The 17,219-nt window shown below is 44.4% G+C and carries 14 protein-coding genes and 1 other RNA gene; 6 read left to right on the top strand and 9 right to left on the bottom strand.

Going from position 1 to position 17,219, the window contains the following annotated elements:
- Positions 1-10: 10 nt before the first annotated feature.
- A complete protein-coding gene (locus THERU_RS04055) occupies positions 11-673 on the top strand; it encodes an L-threonylcarbamoyladenylate synthase (protein WP_025305999.1) in 663 nt (220 codons plus the stop codon).
- On the opposite strand, the gene secA is transcribed toward THERU_RS04055, so the two are convergent.
- The 3 genes from secA to THERU_RS08550 all read right to left on the bottom strand — a co-directional run bounded on the left by secA (position 635) and on the right by THERU_RS08550 (position 7,193).
- The gene (secA, locus tag THERU_RS04050) at positions 635-3,427 is read right to left on the bottom strand and encodes a preprotein translocase subunit SecA (protein WP_025305998.1); all 2,793 of its coding nucleotides are present in this window, start codon (positions 3,425-3,427) and stop codon (positions 635-637) included. The genes THERU_RS04055 and secA overlap by 39 nt on opposite strands.
- A gap of 13 nt (positions 3,428-3,440) precedes the next feature.
- Positions 3,441-6,863 carry a valine--tRNA ligase gene (locus tag THERU_RS08810; RefSeq protein WP_025305997.1) on the bottom strand — a complete coding sequence of 1,141 codons (3,423 nt, stop codon included), beginning with the start codon at positions 6,861-6,863 and terminating at the stop codon, positions 3,441-3,443.
- A 120-nt stretch (positions 6,864-6,983) separates the two neighbouring features.
- Positions 6,984-7,193 carry a hypothetical protein gene (locus THERU_RS08550; protein ID WP_156916194.1) on the bottom strand — a complete coding sequence of 70 codons (210 nt, stop codon included), beginning with the start codon at positions 7,191-7,193 and terminating at the stop codon, positions 6,984-6,986.
- 206 nt (positions 7,194-7,399) lie between these two features.
- Here THERU_RS08550 and THERU_RS04040 point away from each other — a divergent pair, with 206 nt between their 5' ends.
- On the top strand, positions 7,400-8,464 hold the full coding sequence (locus THERU_RS04040) for an EAL domain-containing protein (RefSeq protein ID WP_038532099.1): 1,065 nt from the start codon (positions 7,400-7,402) through the stop codon (positions 8,462-8,464).
- Positions 8,465-8,712: 248 nt separating this feature from the next.
- Here THERU_RS04040 and flgA read toward each other — a convergent pair whose 3' ends face one another.
- Together flgA and THERU_RS04030 are read right to left on the bottom strand one after the other, a co-directional pair.
- On the bottom strand, positions 8,713-9,357 hold the full coding sequence (flgA, locus tag THERU_RS04035; RefSeq protein WP_025305995.1) for a flagellar basal body P-ring formation chaperone FlgA: 645 nt from the start codon (positions 9,355-9,357) through the stop codon (positions 8,713-8,715).
- Positions 9,341-10,018: a succinate dehydrogenase/fumarate reductase iron-sulfur subunit gene (locus tag THERU_RS04030; protein ID WP_025305994.1), complete on the bottom strand. Its 678-nt coding sequence runs from the start codon at positions 10,016-10,018 to the stop codon at positions 9,341-9,343. The genes flgA and THERU_RS04030 overlap by 17 nt, the downstream gene beginning before the upstream one ends.
- 76 nt (positions 10,019-10,094) lie before the next feature.
- Between THERU_RS04030 and ssrA the strand changes: the two genes are divergently transcribed.
- The 4 genes from ssrA to THERU_RS04015 all read left to right on the top strand — a co-directional run bounded on the left by ssrA (position 10,095) and on the right by THERU_RS04015 (position 13,512).
- Positions 10,095-10,436: a transfer-messenger RNA gene (gene ssrA / locus THERU_RS08455) on the top strand.
- A gap of 13 nt (positions 10,437-10,449) precedes the next feature.
- Complete coding sequence (gene mtnA / locus THERU_RS04025) at positions 10,450-11,403, top strand: S-methyl-5-thioribose-1-phosphate isomerase (RefSeq protein WP_038532097.1); 954 nt, start codon at positions 10,450-10,452, stop codon at positions 11,401-11,403.
- Positions 11,400-12,410: a DNA polymerase III subunit delta gene (gene holA / locus THERU_RS04020; RefSeq protein ID WP_025305992.1), complete on the top strand. Its 1,011-nt coding sequence runs from the start codon at positions 11,400-11,402 to the stop codon at positions 12,408-12,410. The genes mtnA and holA overlap by 4 nt, the downstream gene beginning before the upstream one ends.
- A 1-nt stretch (position 12,411) precedes the next feature.
- Entirely contained in the window at positions 12,412-13,512 is a 1,101-nt protein-coding gene (locus tag THERU_RS04015; protein WP_025305991.1) for an MraY family glycosyltransferase, read from the top strand.
- Here THERU_RS04015 and THERU_RS04010 read toward each other — a convergent pair.
- The 4 genes from THERU_RS04010 to THERU_RS03995 form a co-directional block, all read right to left on the bottom strand.
- The gene (locus THERU_RS04010; protein WP_025305990.1) at positions 13,484-14,614 is read right to left on the bottom strand and encodes a glycosyltransferase family 4 protein; all 1,131 of its coding nucleotides are present in this window, start codon (positions 14,612-14,614) and stop codon (positions 13,484-13,486) included. The two genes, THERU_RS04015 and THERU_RS04010, sit on opposite strands and share 29 nt — an antisense overlap.
- Entirely contained in the window at positions 14,587-15,006 is a 420-nt protein-coding gene (locus THERU_RS04005) for a hypothetical protein (RefSeq protein WP_025305989.1), read from the bottom strand. Before THERU_RS04005 ends, THERU_RS04010 begins: the two co-directional genes overlap by 28 nt.
- A gap of 78 nt (positions 15,007-15,084) precedes the next feature.
- Positions 15,085-15,927 (bottom strand): hypothetical protein, encoded by an 843-nt coding sequence (locus THERU_RS04000; RefSeq protein WP_025305988.1) that lies wholly within the window; start codon positions 15,925-15,927, stop codon positions 15,085-15,087.
- Positions 15,890-17,215 carry a nucleotide sugar dehydrogenase gene (locus THERU_RS03995; RefSeq protein ID WP_025305987.1) on the bottom strand — a complete coding sequence of 442 codons (1,326 nt, stop codon included), beginning with the start codon at positions 17,213-17,215 and terminating at the stop codon, positions 15,890-15,892. Before THERU_RS03995 ends, THERU_RS04000 begins: the two co-directional genes overlap by 38 nt.
- Positions 17,216-17,219: the final 4 nt, after the last annotated feature.

The following is a 17,219-nucleotide window of genomic DNA, read 5'->3' as shown; positions in this document are numbered from 1 at the left end:
TAATATCCGTATGCAAGTGGTAAGCACAAAGGATATAGACAAAGTGGTTCAGGTACTAAGGGAAGGTGGCATTGTCTGTGCGCTCACTGATACCATTTACGGGCTTCTGGCGGACGCGGGCAACAGAAAGGCGGTGGAAAGGCTTTACGAGTTCAGAAGGCCCTCCGGCAGACCCTTTATAGTACTAATTCCTAAGGTGGAGGATGCCCTGAACTTTGACATACTCATGCCAGAGCTCGGCTTTGCGCTCCTCAGCTTGGGTATAACGGTTATCTTCCAAAAGAGGACCACCATACCCACCTACCTGACCCGATGGAGAAAAAGCATAGCACTGCGGGTTCCAATCCAGGGCACCTTTATAACAAAGCTTATGAAAAAGTTCGGCGGACCTCTGGTAGCACCCAGTGCAAACCCAGAAGGTATGCCCCCCGCAAGGGATGTAAAGGAGGCCATGGATTACTTTGGAGATAAGGTAGACCTATATGTGAGAGGGGCAAAGCTTGAGGGCAAGCCCTCCACAATTGTAAAGTTTGTCAGCCATAAAACCATAAAGATCATAAGGGAGGGCAATGTACCAAAGGAAAAGGTCCTTCAAATAGTGCGCCTTTATCAGGAGAAGGGAGATCTTGTGCTCTCAGACACCCTTCCTTTTTTCTCTGAGCCTCTCCTTTAGGGTCTTTCTCTTGGGTTTGTCCGCCTTACCTTCTGCACCGCTAAAGATGGCTGACTTTAAAAGTCTTTCTCTCTCCTCCTCTTCCTTTCTTACCTGCTCCTCCACCTCCTCTTGGGAGGCGATCTGAACTCTAATCAGATCCTGCAGAACCCTTTCCTTTAGGGTAAAGAGCATGTTCTCAAAGAGCAGGAAGGCTTCCTTTTTGTATTCTACCAGTGGGTCCCTTGCAGCGTAGCCCCTTAGGTATATACCCTCTCTGAGTCTGTCAAGGATGTGAAGGTGTTCCCTCCAGAGGTGGTCCAGGTTAGAAAGGGCAATGGTTTTGAGAATTTCCTTAAAGAGGGCTTCTCCCCACTGTTCTTTTTTCTCCTCCAAGATTTTTAAAACCTCCGAAACGAGCACTTCCAGGAGCTCTTCTTTATCCCTGACCTTGGGAATGTTTATATCCCTTCCTGCTAGCTCCCGCAGATAGTCCTGTAGAGGTTTTAGGTCCCAAAGCTCTGGCTCTTCCTCTGGTAAAAGCTCTGCGATCTTTTGGTTCAAGAGGTCCTCTGTCCATTCCTTTAGGTATTCTTCCAAGTCCTTGCCTTCCAGTAGGTCCCTTCGCATACTGTACACTGCTTGCCTTTGGATGTTTGCTACGTTGTCGTATTCCAAGAGACGCTTCCTTATCTGAAAGTTCTGGGCTTCTATCCTCTTTTGTGCGTTCTCGATTGCTTTTGTTACCATCCTGCTTTCTATGGGCTCCCCTTCGGGAATTTTGAGAAACTCCATCATCTTTTTTACTCTGTCTCCACCAAAGAGTCTGAGCAGGTCGTCCTCAAGGGAAAGGATAAAGCGGGATTCGCCGGGGTCCCCTTGTCTTCCCGCCCTACCCCTCAGCTGGTTGTCAATCCTCCTTGATTCGTGCCTTTCTGTGCCAATGACCAAAAGTCCGCCCAGTTCTATAACCTTCTTCTTTTCCTCTTCTGTTATCCTGTAAGCTTCCTCTAAGGCTTGCTTCCACTCCTCTTGGGTGGCGGTTTCGGGTATCTTGCCCTTTTTCCTAAGGATCTCCTTTGCCAGGTATTCAGGGTTTCCGCCCAAAAGTATGTCCGTTCCTCTTCCTGCCATGTTGGTGGAGATGGTAACTGCTCCTAACCTTCCCGCCTGGGCTATGATCTCCGCCTCCTTTTCGTGATGTTTGGCGTTCAACACATTGTGAGGAATTTTTCTCTTCTCAAGGAGCTTGGAAAGATGCTCTGAGTCCTCTATGGAGATGGTGCCCACAAGGATAGGTCTTCCCTTCTTGTGCTCTTCCTCTATCAGCTTAACCACCGCATCCCACTTTTCCTTTTTTGTCTTAAAGACCATATCGGGCAGGTCCTTTCTACGCATGGGTTTGTGGGTGGGAACTACGATTACATCAAGCCCGTAGATCTCTTTGAACTCTAAGGCTTCCGTTTCGGCGGTGCCCGTCATACCCGCCAACTTTTGATAGAGCCTAAAGTAGTTTTGGAAGGTTATGCTTGCTAAGGTCTGGTTTTCCTGCTGGACAGGAACACCTTCCTTTACCTCTATGGCTTGGTGGAGCCCGTCGGACCACCTCCTACCCGGCAGTATCCTTCCGGTGAATTCATCCACTATCAAAACCTCGCCATCCTTAACTATGTAATGCACATCCCTTTTGAAAAGCTCGTGTGCCCTGATGGCTTGGTTTATAGCATGCAGAAGGTCTATATGTTTAAGGTCATAGAGGTTTTCAATACCCAAGAACTCCTCAAGCTTTCTTATGCCCTTCTCTGTAAGTTGTACCGTTCTGTTCTTTTCATCCACCACGTAGTCTTCGTCTCTCCGTAGCTGTCTTACAGCTTGGTCCGCCTTGTAATAGATAGAGGTATCCATCTGGGAGGGACCAGAGATGATAAGAGGCACCCTTGCCTCATCTATGAGGATGGAATCCACCTCGTCCACTATGGCGTAGTGATGGTCTTTTACTTGGACGATTTCCTCAAGGCTGAAAGCCATATTATCCCGCAAATAATCAAAGCCGAATTCGTTGTTGGTGCCATAAGTTATGTGGGCTTGATAGGCTGACCTTCTGTCGCAAGGCTCCAGTTTTGTAAAGAAGGCTTTCTTGGCGGACACGTTTACCATTTCGGAGGGCAAAAGTTCTTCAAAGTAGCCCTTGGGCCAAACCCTCCAGTCTTCCTCTATTGCCCTTTGAGCGAGCTCCTCATCCACCCACTCCACCCGGTAGGAGCTGTAATCGGAGTTTATTACGCCTACTTCTAAGCCCAAAAACTTGTATATGGGACCCATCCACTGGGCGTCCCTTCTTGCCAAGTAGTCGTTAACCGTCACCACGTGGACTCCTCTGTCCGTTAATGCGTTGGCATAGGCGGCGGAGGTTGCCACCAAGGTCTTTCCTTCTCCCGTTTTCATCTCTGCGATCTTACCCTCATGAAGGACAAGCCCACCCAAAAGTTGCACATCAAAGAACCTTAGCCCGATGGTCCTCTTTCCCGCCTCCCTCACCAAGGCAAAGGCAAGGATCACCTCTTCGGTTATCCTTCCCTTGGTGATCTGGTCCTTTAACTCTTCATTCTGGGACACTTTGTAAAAGAGTTCCTTTGAGAGGGAGACAAGCTCCTTGTTGGAAAGCCCATCCAACTCCTTTTCCTTCTGGTTGATCTTCTCCACAAACTTTCTTAGGCGCTTTACTTCCCTTTCGTTTTTCGTGCCGATGATCTTCTTTAAAAGCCAATCTATCATAGCAATAAGTATATTACAGTTCCACCATCACCTCTTCCAGTAGCTTAATAAGCTTGCGTAGCCTTTCCTGTTCTTGCGTTAGCTCCTCCACACTTTGCTTTGTCTTTTCCACCTCCTCTGGAGGAGCCTTCTCCAAAAAGTTTGGGCTCTTTAGCCTTGCGGAAAGGCTAGTGAGGGTCCTTTCCACCTCTTGGAGCTTTCTTTTGTAAGATTGGATCAACTCCTCCACCTTTGCGCCAAATTCCACGGGAATGTAAAACTCAAAATCCTTTGAAAAGCCCGCTATGGTGGCTGGTGGCCTTTCTTGAACCTCCATCAACTCCTCCACCTTTGCCAAAGAGAGGATGTACTCTTTAAACTCCTCCACAAGTTCCTTAGAGTCCTCAGCCCTATAGTAGAGCTTAATCTTCTTGGCGGGTTCTATTCTAAGGTCGCTACGCAGTGCCCTTATGGAGGTGATAATTTCCTTGAGCCTTTCAATCTTTTCCTTTGCCTGCGGATAGACCTCTTGAGGATTGTATTGAGGGAACTCTTCCAAGGAGATGCTGTCCTTTACTGCAGTGGGAAGATGTAGGTAGAGCTCCTCCGTAATGTAAGGCATGAAGGGATGCAATAGTTTTAGGATGCGGTCAAAGGTCATTAGCAAAAAGGACTGGGCGGTGATCCTTTCCCTCTCAATCCTCTCCTTTTCCTCTGGTGGTGTGTTCTCTTCCACCTTGGCGTAAAGTCTTAGTTTGCACATTTCTATATACCAGTCGCAAAACTCAGACCAAACAAAGTCATAGAGGGCTTGGCAAGCGTTGGAGAACTTATACTCGGAGAGGGCATTATTTACCTCCTGGGCGGTCTCGTTGAGAAGGGTCAAGATCCAAAGGTCCTCCACCCTTGGTGGTGCAGAGTAGGGTAGCTTTGTTAGAAGGTCGTCATCCAAGTTCATCAGTATGAACCTGCCTGCGTTCCAAAGCTTGTTGGCAAAGTGCTTGTATCCCTCAAACCTCTTTTCTGAGAGCCTTATGTCTCTGCCCTGCTGGGTCAGAATAGCCAAGGTGAACCTCAGGGCGTCCGCACCGTACTTTTCTATTATGTCAAGAGGGTCTATCACATTCCCTTTGGTCTTGGACATCTTCTGTCCCTTTTCATCCCTAACCAAGGCATGTATATAGACATCCCTAAAGGGAATATCCTTCATAAAGAACATGCCCATCATGATCATCCGGGCTACCCAAAAGAAGATGATGTCAAAGCCCGTTACCAAAAGGTCTGTTGGGTAAAGTTTTAGGTCCTCGGTGTTTTCCGGAAAGCCAAAGACACCAAAGGGCCATAGGGCAGACGAAAACCAAGTGTCCAGAACGTCCGTCTCCCACTCAAGCTTATCAGAACCGCAGTTTTTACAGTAAAGCATAAACCTGAACTTCTTGGTTTGGGAGTTGTACTTGTACCTGACGCTACGGTTGGCAAGCAGTGCGGTAGGGTTCAGGTCTTGGGTGAAAAAGAGCCTCAAAGAGTGGGCGGATACGTCGGTGGAGTGGTATTTATGAAAGACAAACCTCTTGTAAAATTCCAAGACCGTCATCTCCGGATGGACAAAGGACGGAGACTTTAGAACCTCCTCCACCTCCTCTGGCGTGAATTCTTCTTTGATCTTGCCGTCGGCAATCAGGTTGAAAATTAGCTTGTCGTAGACCCTATCAAAGTCATCGTCGGTGAAAACGTTTATATGCCCACAGTCTTTGCAGTACCAGACGGGTATTCTGTGTCCCCACCATATCTGCCTTGAGATGCACCAGTCTTTGAGGTTTTCCATCCACTGAAGGTATATCTTCTTCCAGTTTTCGGGCACAAAGGCTACCCTCTTTTCCTCTTCCCAAACCTCCTTTTCCCTCTCCCACTTTACCCTCAAAGACTTCTGAACAGGCTCCAACTGAACCTCTCCCTTTTCTAAGAGCCTTTGTTCCCTGTCATCCAAGAGTTTTAATCCCTCTTTGTCTGCCACCAGCATGAGCTCGCCGGAGAGGTTCTCCTCCGAGTATTCCCTGATCAGGGTTATCGCTCCTTTTACCTTCAGGAGCATGTGGGCATTTTTGTGCTCCTTTGCCTTCTCCTTTGCTACCTCCAAGAGCTCCTCCCTTCCCTCTGGGATGTATATGAAGGATAGCTCACCCTCCTTTTTGCCCACCAAAAAGTCTATGCCTTCTTTGATAACAACCACCAGCTTAGTCTTTGAGCCTTCCGCAACTTTTATAACCACCTCCAAGCCTTGAACATACAGAATTTGAAGGTTTAGCTCCCTTTCTTGCCTTTGGGTGTAGCCAAGAACTGCCTTTATGGCAGGCTCCTTTATCCTTGGGTCGGAGACCTTTAAGAACCACTGGGTGGACACCATGGGCTCAAGGACGGTTTTACACCGGTAGCATTTCCCCACTGCGTGCCTGTGGCTCTCCACCTTTTCAAGGAGTCCCAACTCCTCCAGCTTTTGCACTATCCTCTGCCTTGCGGTGTATCTATCCAAGCCTGCGAACTCTCCACCATTCTCGTTTATCCGTGCAAATTGGTCCATTATTTGAACCATAGGAAGGTTGTGGCTCTTTCCTATCTCAAAGTCCAAAGGGTCGTGGGCGGGTGTGATCTTCACCGCACCAGTTCCAAACTCAGGCTTTACCCTCTCGTCCGCTATTATGGGTATTCTTCTGCCTACCAAGGGCAGTATGGCGTACTTTCCCACCAAGTGTTTGTATCTTTCGTCCTCGGGATGAACTGCTATCGCGGTGTCTCCCAGCATGGTCTCGGGTCTTGTGGTGGCAACGGTTATATAACCGCTTCCATCCTCCAAGGGATACTTTATGTAGTAAAGCTTTCCTTCTTCCTCTTCGTGCTCCACCTCAAGGTCCGAGAGGGCGGTCAGGTCCTTTGGACACCAGTTGACTATGTACTCACCCCTGTATATGAGACCCTCTTCGTAGAGCCTTCTGAAGGCGTACCTGACTAGCCTTGAAAAGCCCTCATCCAAGGTGAACCTTTCCCTCTGCCAATCTACGCTGGCACCGAGCTTTATGAGTTGCTCCCTTATGCTGTTTCTGGAGATGGGCACCCACTCCCAAACCCTCTTTAAAAACTCCTCCCTTCCCATCTCAAGGCGGTTTTTACCCTCCTCCTGGATCTTTTTATCCACCACGTACTGGGTGGCTATGCCCGCATGGTCAAAGCCCGGCACCCAAACCACATCCTTTCCCAACATCCTCTGCCACCTGCACACAATGTCCTGAAGGGTTATGTTGAGGGCGTGTCCCATATGCAAAGAGCCCGTCACATTGGGCGGAGGGATCACCACCGAGAACTTATCCTTTGGCTTTTCTATGTGATAGAGCTTTTGGTAGTACCACCTTTGGGCGTGCTTTTTTTCAATCTCTTTATGATTGTATTCTTTTATGTCCTTCATAAAGAGAAAATTATAAGCTAATACGTCGGGTGAGAAATTACCCCATATTTGAGACTTCCTGAAAAAGCCATAGCCTATAGCGTAGCCATAAAGATAGGCAAGTAAGGTAATCCCTTTCCTCTACCTGCTTACTAGGTTGAAAACCTTCATCTGAGAATTTATACCCTCTACCACCTGCCTTATACTCTTTTGTTCCTTGCTTTTGCAAACCTCTACGTACTCACAACCCCTATATCCCCTGTCTCCCATAAGCCCAGAACTATCCACCAAACTGGAGGTCAGAGACTTTTGGAAGCCTGCCTGCCCTTTTCTTTTCCCGATTAACTCCAAGATATGAAATTAGGTACTTTAGGACCATTTGGTATAAAAGAGGTAATTTTCCATGTTACTGCCTCCTTGGTGGGGGTTTTGGGGATATTATAAGCTCCCTCCTTGCCAAGACTTTTTCCTAGGAGATTTCCAGCTTCTCGGAATTTCTCACCCGACGTGTATTTTATTATTAAGTATGCTATACTAATTAAAAAGATGGGATTTCTATGAGATGTCAGAATTGTACAACTACACCTAAATCACCTCAAAATATAAAAAAGATAGTGGTTTTTGCATCTCATGAATACATGCTAAAGAAAATTTATAATATTTACAAAGATATTTTTAATGTTGAATATTTTAATGATTATGTTATTTGTAATGTAGACTTTGATTATTTCATAGAAAATATAAGCAATTCAAAAGAATTTACTCAGCTTGAACTTGAAAATATCAATATTTTACCTTTGGAATTATATGAAGATTTAAATTTTGCTACCATCAAAAAGTATAAAAGCCTGAGTTATTATATTAGTCTATACCACTCTTCTGATTTAAAGTGGATACTTGATAATGAATCTATAGTCACATATTTTCAGCCAATAGTAAGTTGTGATAACTTAGAGATTGTAGCTTACGAATGTTTATCAAGAGGTATAAAACAGGATGGTACGGTTATGCCACCTAATTTGATGTTTGAATCTGCAAGAAAAACAGGCATGCTCTTTAATCTTGATAGACTTTGTAGAGTTAAAGCTTTAAAAAATGCCAAATCTAAAAATATTCAAAAAGATATATTTATCAATTTTGCTCCAACTTCGATTTACAATCCAGAATTCTGTCTCAGGGATACTGTAAATACTGCATTAGAACTTAATTTAGACCCTAGTAAAATTGTTTTCGAGGTAATAGAAAGTGAAAAAGTTGAAAAATTCGAGCATCTTACAAACATTATAAATTTTTACAGAAGTAGGGGGTTTAGAGTTGCCCTTGATTATGTTGGGTCTGGATATTCTGGTTTGAATCAACTTGTACAGTTAAATCCTGATGTAATTAAAATAGACGTTGAGCTTGTAAGGGATATAGATAAGAATCCTGTAAAGCGGGCAGTGGTAAGTTCAATAGTCCAAATAGCAACGGAGATTGGAGCAAAAACACTTGCAGAGGGTATAGAAACAAAGGATGAATTTAATGTCGTCAAAACATTGGGAGTAAATCTTGCACAAGGCTATCTTTTTGGAAAGCCGTCTCCGGAACCTCTTCGTTCTTTAGGTGATATACGGTTGGATTAAGAATTAGTATGTTATATTAGAATCTAAAAGTTTATGAAGGAAATCTAATTAATACCTTGAGTGAAAAATTAGTGTTTTTTTTTAAATTTAAAAAAAAGATCCTTCGGGCTAAAGTCCTCAGGATGACAGAGAAAGATTAAATGATAAGCATCAGAGAAGGGGTAATCTTATTTGTAATTCTGAGCGAAGCGAAGAATCTCATACTTTTGTTGAATTTCTCACCCTACGCATAAAGAGGAAATTATAAGCTAATCTAACACCTCCACCACACCCCTGTCTATGACCCTACCCCTGAGCAGTTTTCCACCGGATGTTTTTATTCGGACCACCTTCCCCACATATCCCACATCCAAGGCGGTTCCTCGTCCCTCAATTTGTATATTTCCACTACGAAAGATCACTTTTACTATATCTCCCCTATTTACCGCCGGCGAGGGTTTCATAACAGACCTTCTGAGTATTGAACCCTTTGGAATGTCCGTGCTTGCCCTGTAGTCCTCTAGCTCCTTTGGGTCTATGAGAAGGTCCTTAGGAATGCTCTTGAGCCATCTCTCTTCCACATCAAAGAACTCCGCAGAGAGCAGTTCTCCCTTTTTTATGTCCTTCTTTGCCCTTAGGAGCTTTGCCCTCCAGAGGGCATCTATCGCCGCAGTGTATCTGTTTCCTTCAAACTGAAGGTAGGCAAAAGCCCGCACCTTTCCGTATTCCATATCAAGCTCCACCTTTGGCACTCCCTCTCCCTTTCCATCCCAGTTGAGGAGAATAACCTTATTAACCCTAACATCCTCGCCAAATTTTTCCTTTACCTGCCTTTCAACAAAAGCGCTTAGCCCCTCCTTGGTCCAACAGAAGGCAAAGGAGAAGGCAAACAAAAGGTTAAGTAGCCTCAACATCCACGAGCATGAGCCTCCTTATCAAGGTGGCAGGCTCCACCTCCTTTGGACATACATTGTTGCACTTATTGCAGGATAGGCAGTGATACAGCCTTCCCTCCAGGGCTTGATGTAAGCGTTTTTTGTTTTCGCTATCCCTTGGGTCCAAAAGGAACCTGTAAAACTTGGCAAAGAAAAGGGGTCCCGCGTAAGCACTTTCTAAAATCTGAGGACAGTAGGACTGACAGGCAAGGCACAAAATACAGTCTGCGGAGTTTTCTATGCTCTTGCTCAGCTGAGGGTCTATTCGGACCTCTTTTTGACTGCCCTTTACCCAGAGGGAGAACTCTTTGATCTTTTGAGGGATTACCTCATGATCCACCACCAAGTCCTTGATAACTTTAAAGTTTTTGAGGGGTTCAATGAGTACCTCCTGTCCGCTAAGCACATAGGGAAGCACCTGCTCTTTGCAGGCAAGCTTTGGAAAGTGGTTTATGTATATAGCACACGTCCCACATATTCCCGCCCTGCAAAAGTGTCTAAAACTCAGTGTCTCATCTTGGTCTTCCTTAATCTTTTGCAGGGCGGAGAGGAACGTCATTCCCTCCTCGTAGGGAACCTCAAAGGACTGATACCAAACTCTGCCGTCCTGCTCCCTTCTGATTTTCAACCTCAACTGCATAATCTAAATAAAATATGCCAAACCATACCGCTTGTCAGATTTTGGCTGAGTGTTATATTTATATATATATCCGTAAGGGGGCGAACGGTTTCGACGGGGTTCGCAGGCTTAGGGAAGCAGGCAGGGTGGCAACCTTAACAGCCACTCAAAACACTTCCCGAGCGCGAACTCGCTCTCGCTGCCTAATAGAGGCAGCGGCCCACTGATGGCTCTGCGGGTGGGCTGTCAGATGGGTTCATAGACACCCGCTAGGAGGGAAGGATTGGCGTGGTCCTCCCTCCGAAAGGGCACACGCTGAGCCATCCCTTTGCTTGCCAGTGGGCGGGGGATGGTTAAAGGAAAGCACTGGCTAAGCCTGTAGAAGCCCTAATAGCCGGGCGAACCTCGGACGAGGGTTCGATTCCCTCCGCCTCCACCATTAAAATATTCTCATGGAAATAAAAGCCTTTCGGTGGGAGTCGGGCAAACTTTTGCTCCTTGACCAAAGAAAGCTTCCAGAAGTAGAAGAATGGGTAGTTTTGGAGGACCACCTTCAGACCGCACAGGCTATAAAGGATATGATGGTGAGGGGGGCACCCGCCATCGGTTGTGTAGCTGCTTATGGGTTTTTGATGGGAGTTAGGAAGGGGGAAGACCCAAAGGTGGTCTATGAGACGCTAAAAAACACAAGACCCACCGCCTACAATCTCTTTTATGCCCTAAATAGGATGATGGAAGCCTACCAAAGAGGTGAAGATTTGGAGGCAACCGCCAGGGCTATTGAGGAAGAGGATTACTTAGCCAACAGAAAGATGGCAAAGATTGGAAACGAGCTTATTCCAAAAAACGCCAGAATTCTTACCCACTGCAACACGGGAGCCTTGGCTACCGCCGGCCACGGCACCGCCCTTGGAGTTATAAGAGAAGCCCACTATTCCAACAAATCCATTTTTGTTTGGGTGGACGAAACGAGACCTTACCTTCAGGGTTCAAGGCTCACCGCGTGGGAACTCAGCAAAGAAAACATTCCTCACAAGATAATCACCGACTCCACCGCAGGCTTTTTGATGAAGAAGGGGTTTGTGGATTGCGTGATCGTAGGTGCGGACAGGATCACAAAAAGGGGAGATGTGGCAAACAAAATAGGCACGTATGCCCTCTCCGTCTTGGCAAAGGTCCATGGCATACCCTTCTATGTGGTAGCACCCAGCTCTACCATAGACCCAAACATAGAGAGTGGAGAGGATATACCCATAGAGGAACGCTTCGAGGAGGAGGTTAAAGCCTTCAAAAACTGCCAGTTTGCGCCAAAAGAATCTCCTGCCCTTCACTTAGCCTTTGACATAACTCCCGCGGAGAACATCACCGCCATAATCACAGAAAAAGGAATCTGGAAACCGTCATGAACATTTTGGAATATCAAAAAGGGCTAAAGTTAGAAAAGATCAAGCCCTTTAACCTGATATACTCTGAGGAAGACTATCTGCTCTCAGTTTTTGTGGAAAAACTGTCCGAACTGGCACCCGTAAGGGTCCTTTGGGGGTCTGAGCTGGACCTTAAGAGTTTTCTTAGTCTTCTGGGCGAAAGTGGTCTCTTTACCAAAAGCCAAAGGGAGCTGATATTAGTAAAGGAAGGAGAACAGCTCTTAAAAAAGCTAAAGGACCCAAAGCTAATCAGGAGTTTAGCCAACCGGATGAAAACAAAGGCGGTTTTTATAGTCCTTAAGGAAAAGCTGGATAAATCCGCCCTTCAGAAGGAACCCTACAAAACCCTGTTGGAACTGGGAGATTTCTTGGAGGCAAAAAGGTTAGACAAGAGGAAAGTAAGGGAGATGGTAAAAAACAAGGTGGAAAAGGCTGGGAAGAAGATAGAAGAAAAAGCCCTTGAGTATCTCCTTGAAATAGCGGGCGATGACCTTTTGTTTTTAAGGGGAGAGGTGGAAAAGCTGATCCTGTACGCAGAAAAAGAGATCACCCTTGAAGATGTTAAAAAGGTATGCATCACCCAAAAGGAAAGCGACCTGTTTGAATTTTTGGATGCCTTTTTCAGCAAAGATTTAGAAAAGTCCCTTTTGAGTCTTTCTTCCCTCTTCAGAACGGGCATCCATCCTCTTATCATCCTTTCAACCTTAGTCAATTACACCCTGAGGCTTTTGACGGTTAAAAAGAGCCAAGGAAAAACAGAGGATATACTGGGCGAGCTGGGAGTAAAACATCCCTTTGCCATTCACAACCACAAAAGGTATCTTTCCAATTTCACCGAACAAGATTTAGAAAGGCTTTTAGAAAGGCTTTACTGGTTGGACATTTCCATAAAGACCTTCTTTAACCAACCAGAGAAAACAATAACAAACATGGTAATAGATTACTTGGCAAAGGTAGGGACGGAGGCTCCCTCGGAGGAGGTGGAATAAGTTGTTTTACCTGCTTTTAGCCTTTCTTAGCTCCTTTCTTGCCTGCTACTTTCTTTTAAAGTTTTCTACACAAAGGGCTTTGGACCATACGGAGGGAGTTCAAAAGTTCCACAGCTGGAGGGCAGTAAGGCTCGGTGGAGTTGCCTTAATGATTTCTCTTATAACCTCCTGTATAGCCTTTTACCTTTCGGGCAAAGACTTTGCAAAGGAATACCTCTTGGTGATCCTTTCCTCTTTACCTGTTTTCTTGGGCGGTCTTGCGGAGGATTTAACAAAAAAAGTGGGACCAAAATCAAGGCTATTTATGGCTTTTATCTCCGGGATTTTAGCCTTTTTGCTTTTGGGTGCCCATCTGACGCGCATTGATGTTCCTATTTTGGACTTTGTTCTTTCCAACTATCTGATATTTTCTGTCCTTTTTACATCCTTTGCCCTTGCGGGCGTGTCTAACGCGGTAAACATAATAGATGGTTTTAACGGACTTGCCAGCGGTGTGCTAATAATAAGCTTTCTCGCATACGCCTATGTTTCCTATCTTCTGGGAGATTTCTTTTTGCTCTACCTTAGCCTAACCATCACCTTTGCCCTAATTGGCTTTTTCTTCTGGAACTTCCCCTTTGGCTACATATTCTTGGGAGATGGCGGAGCATACCTTTTAGGCTTTTTGGCTGGGCTTTTGGGAGTTTTAGTAGTGGAAAGGCATCCAGAAGTTTCCCCGTGGTTTCCCTTCTTGCTCTTGCTCTATCCCATTTATGAAACGATATTTTCAATCCTGAGACGAAAACTTCTGCGTGGTTTTTCTCCATTCCAACCTGACGCCATACACTTACATACCCTAATCTACAAAAGAATAGTTATAAAACACATTGGTAACCTGTTGCCAACATTCCTAACTAACTCCCTTACCTCTCCCTACCTCTGGTTTATGACTTTTATCTGCGTTATACCTGCGGTTCTCTTCTGGAATAGGACCATCTTTTTAGTGCTTTTCAGCATACTCTTTATGCTGTTTTACACTTGGCTCTATTTTAGAATCGTCAGGTTCAAAACGCCAGAATTTCTAACATTGCCCCTTAAGATTTTGAAAGAACGTCTTCAATAAGGTTTATATATTCTCTCACTATTTTCTCTACGCTGTATTTTTCTTCCGCCAATCTTCTACCCGCTTTGCCAAACTCCCTAAGCTTTTCATCTCCCAACTCAACCATTTTCTTCATCGCCAAATACAAACTCTCCACATCTTTTGGTTTTACCAAAAATCCATTAGCCCCATCAACGCATACATTTTTGCAACCGGGTGCATCGGTGGTTATTATAGGTTTTTCCATAGCCATGGCTTCGAGCAAAACCCTCGGAATGCCTTCCCTGTATGATGGCAGAACTACACAATCCGCCACGCAATAAAAGGGTCGGACATCCTCTTGGAAGCCATGCCATTCAATTAAACCTTCTTTTACCCACTTTTCAAGCTCTCCTTTACTAACTGAATTGGGATTTCCCTCGTCCGGACTTCCAACAATGATAAGCTTTACCTTTGGCTTTTCTTTTTTCAGCCTTTCAAAAGCCTTTATTAGTTCATAAATTCCTTTGTCTTTTAAAAGCCTTCCCACAAAAAGGAAAGTAAATTCATCTTTTTTTGCTTCTTTGCATAATTCAGGGTCAAGGTGCTTTAAATCTACACCTGAGCTTTCAATAAGAAGACATCTTCCTTCGCATAGGTTTTCAAGAGTTTTCATATCCTCTGAGTTCTGAAACACAACCGCCTTATTAAATCTAAAAGCAAGCCAGTATAAAAGTTTTACCAGCTTAGTAAGCCAGCTTTCCCTTATAAACACATACCCAAGCCCGGTTATCACACTTATTGATGGCATACCAAGCAAGCCAGCGGATATGGAGCCATAGATGTTTGGCTTTATGGTAAAGTTAATAACAAGGTCTGGTTTTAGCCTTTTAAAAAGCAAAAAATATTCAAAAAATAGCTTGAGGTCTTTAATAGGATTTTTCCCTTTTCTGTCTAAGCTTTTCACTGGAAAAAAACTAAATTCCCTTCTCAACAACTCCGAATACTTCCCATCCTCCGGAGAAACTGCCATAACTTCATAACCCTTCTCTTTTAAAGCCCTCATAAAGTGAAGTCTAAAGTTGTATAGACTGAAGGCAGTGTTTGAAGATAAGACTATTCTTTTCCTTTCCTTCTTCTCCATAGTTCCGTAGCAGTAGAATAGCTAACCGCAGACAATAGCATAACATACCCATATCTTTTTCTCAATATGGGTCCGACATTTGGCTCCGCTACCACATGAAACCATATAAAGCCTAAACACATCAAAAATACAAGCCAAAACCACAGCTTTTTCCTTTGGAACCAAAGGGCTATAGGTAGTAAAAGCCACGCAAGCCACAGATAGATTGCCTCAAAGGGCGTTATATACCTTGCTATTGTCCCACCGGTTGTGGAACCTTGGCTAAACCAAAACCTTGGAAAAGGAGAAAAGAAGCCAACCGCCAAAGCTCTCGGAGTGTATTCAATAAAGTCCCCCACACTTCTAAACTTTATATCCTCATCAATAGCCCCCGGGTGACCGCTTAAATACATTGCCCAAATCTCATTTCTCCATACCGCAAGGGTGTAAAAGAGGTTTTCTACTTTATCGGGTATGTAAGGGTTCCAATACTATCGCGCTTGTTCTTGTGTTTGTGGTTGTGGTTGTTCTTGTACTTGTGGTTGTGTTTGTGGCTGAAGCAGTCCATAGGTTACGAAGATGACAAAAAATACAAAGGCAGTTTTTCCATACCTTAGAAATGATTCCTTTCCTTTCCGAACTAAGTTTACGGTAGCTATTAAGAGAGAAATCAACAAAAAGAGGGCATAGAAGTAATAGACAATCTTCAAAGCGTACTCGCGACCCACTGTGAAAAATATAAAAGCACCTACTACGCCCGCAAGTATGTAAATTACGTTTTTCTTTATCTCATTGGAAAACGCCAAAGCCAAACTCAAGAAAGTTAAATACATTCCAAGTATGTATAGCCCATCTTTGTGTATTTGGGATACCCATGTTAGAGATGTAGGGAAAATAATAAAGGGAATTGTAAAAATAAGGGCAGTTTTCTTGGAAATGCCTAAAAGTCTGAGCAGTATGTATAAGATTAGTCCAGCGGAAGCATGTAAAAAGGCGTTAAAAGGTAGCAATACCCAAGGCTTGTGAATTCCCGTGAGGGCATAAAAAAGTCCAGCGATGCCAGACATGGCTTGCCTACTAATTGGATGTCTTAAGGTCCATGCACTCCATCCTTCTTGCTCCACTCTTTTTGCTATTTCTACTCCCTCCGTGTGAAACTGGACCCAGTCCCCACCTACCATAAGACCATCTTTCCAGTGGGCAGACGGGAAAATTATTGGCAAAATCACAAACTGAACTAAAAGCCCTACGGTTAATGAGTATAGATAAAAAGCAAGCCAAAGCTTGATGTAGAACTTATAATCTCCAATATATGAAACCCAATCTTTCCGCATCCTTTCTTTCAAAAACTCCCTTTATGTCAAAAAGTATCGATGGCTCAAGGGACAACCTTTTAAGCCCTTCTAAGGTAAATGTTTCAAGAAATACCCTATGCCTTACCGCATACAAAATAGCATCGTAAGGAGCCTTTGCTTTGTAATCCTTCTCAAGTTCTATATCAAACTCCTCCTTCACTTCTTCCTCCCTTGCCACCGGATCATAGACCACAGGTTCAATTCCAAACTCTCTAAGTTCTTTTATAACTTCAAAAACTTTGCTGTTTCTGACATCTGGCACATTCTCCTTGAAGGTTATCCCAAGCACTAAAACTTTTGCACCCTTTACTTGCTTTCCTGCCTTGATAAGCGTTTTTACAAGCTCATGGGCTACATAGATGGAAATTTCTTCGTTTATTCTCCTTCCTGCCAAAATGAGTTCAGGCACATAACCAACTTCTAAAGATTTATGGGCAAGGTAATATGGGTCCACCGGAATGCAATGCCCTCCCACAAGTCCCGGCTCAAACCTCAAGAAGTTCCACTTGGTTCCCGCAGCTTTTAAAACTTCCTTTGTGTCAAGCCCAAGTCTATGGAATATAAGGGCTAACTCGTTTATAAGGGCTATGTTTATGTCCCTTTGAATGTTCTCTATTACCTTTGCCGCTTCCGCTGTCTTAATATCGGGTGCTTTATAAACTCCCGCCTTAACCACAGTTCCGTAGACTTCTACAATTAGCTCTAAAGTTTCTGGAGTATCTCCCGCAACTACCTTTATGACCTTTTCAATAGTGTGTTCCCTGTCTCCCGGATTTACCCTTTCTGGAGAGTATCCCACAAAAAAGTCCTGCTTCCACTTAAGACCACTTTCCTTTTCCAATATTGGCACGCAGACCTCTTCTGTAGCCCCCGGATAGACAGTAGATTCATAAACCACCACGCTACCCTTTGTTAGATTTTTACCCACCACCTCAGAGGCAGACTTTAAAAAGGACAGGTCTGGGTTCTTTAGCTTATCCACTGGCGTAGGCACTGCCACGATTATGAACTTACACTCCTTTATTGCAGAAGGGTCGTCAGTAAAAGAAAGATTAGGGTTTAAAAGCTTTTCCCTGTTTTCCACCTCGCCCGTATAGTCTATTCCCTGCCTTAAAGCTTCCACTCTCTTTGAGTTCTTATCAAAGCCAACCACTTTAAAGTGCTCCGCAAGGCTAACCGCCAAGGGTAATCCCACATACCCAAGCCCCACAACGCAGATTTTTTCTTTATGGGTTTTCAAAGCTTTTAAAAAATCCTTATACTCCATAGAA

The organism is Thermocrinis ruber, assembly GCF_000512735.1.
In the GTDB taxonomy this organism is placed as follows: domain Bacteria; phylum Aquificota; class Aquificia; order Aquificales; family Aquificaceae; genus Thermocrinis; species Thermocrinis ruber.
The sequence above is the reverse complement of the archived record's forward strand: the minus strand, read 5'-3'. Positions and strand labels throughout refer to the sequence as shown.

Coding starts and splice junctions, on each gene's coding strand:
- THERU_RS04055 (WP_025305999.1), top strand. CDS start 11: ATGCAAGTGGTAAGCACAAAGGATATAGACAAAGTGGTTCAGGTACTA.
- secA (WP_025305998.1), bottom strand. CDS start 3,427: ATGATAGATTGGCTTTTAAAGAAGATCATCGGCACGAAAAACGAAAGG.
- THERU_RS08810 (WP_025305997.1), bottom strand. CDS start 6,863: ATGAAGGACATAAAAGAATACAATCATAAAGAGATTGAAAAAAAGCAC.
- THERU_RS04040 (WP_038532099.1), top strand. CDS start 7,400: ATGAGATGTCAGAATTGTACAACTACACCTAAATCACCTCAAAATATA.
- flgA (WP_025305995.1), bottom strand. CDS start 9,357: ATGTTGAGGCTACTTAACCTTTTGTTTGCCTTCTCCTTTGCCTTCTGT.
- THERU_RS04030 (WP_025305994.1), bottom strand. CDS start 10,018: ATGCAGTTGAGGTTGAAAATCAGAAGGGAGCAGGACGGCAGAGTTTGG.
- mtnA (WP_038532097.1), top strand. CDS start 10,450: ATGGAAATAAAAGCCTTTCGGTGGGAGTCGGGCAAACTTTTGCTCCTT.
- holA (WP_025305992.1), top strand. CDS start 11,400: ATGAACATTTTGGAATATCAAAAAGGGCTAAAGTTAGAAAAGATCAAG.
- THERU_RS04010 (WP_025305990.1), bottom strand. CDS start 14,614: ATGGAGAAGAAGGAAAGGAAAAGAATAGTCTTATCTTCAAACACTGCC.
- THERU_RS04005 (WP_025305989.1), bottom strand. CDS start 15,006: ATGTATTTAAGCGGTCACCCGGGGGCTATTGATGAGGATATAAAGTTT.
- THERU_RS04000 (WP_025305988.1), bottom strand. CDS start 15,927: ATGCGGAAAGATTGGGTTTCATATATTGGAGATTATAAGTTCTACATC.
- THERU_RS03995 (WP_025305987.1), bottom strand. CDS start 17,215: ATGGAGTATAAGGATTTTTTAAAAGCTTTGAAAACCCATAAAGAAAAA.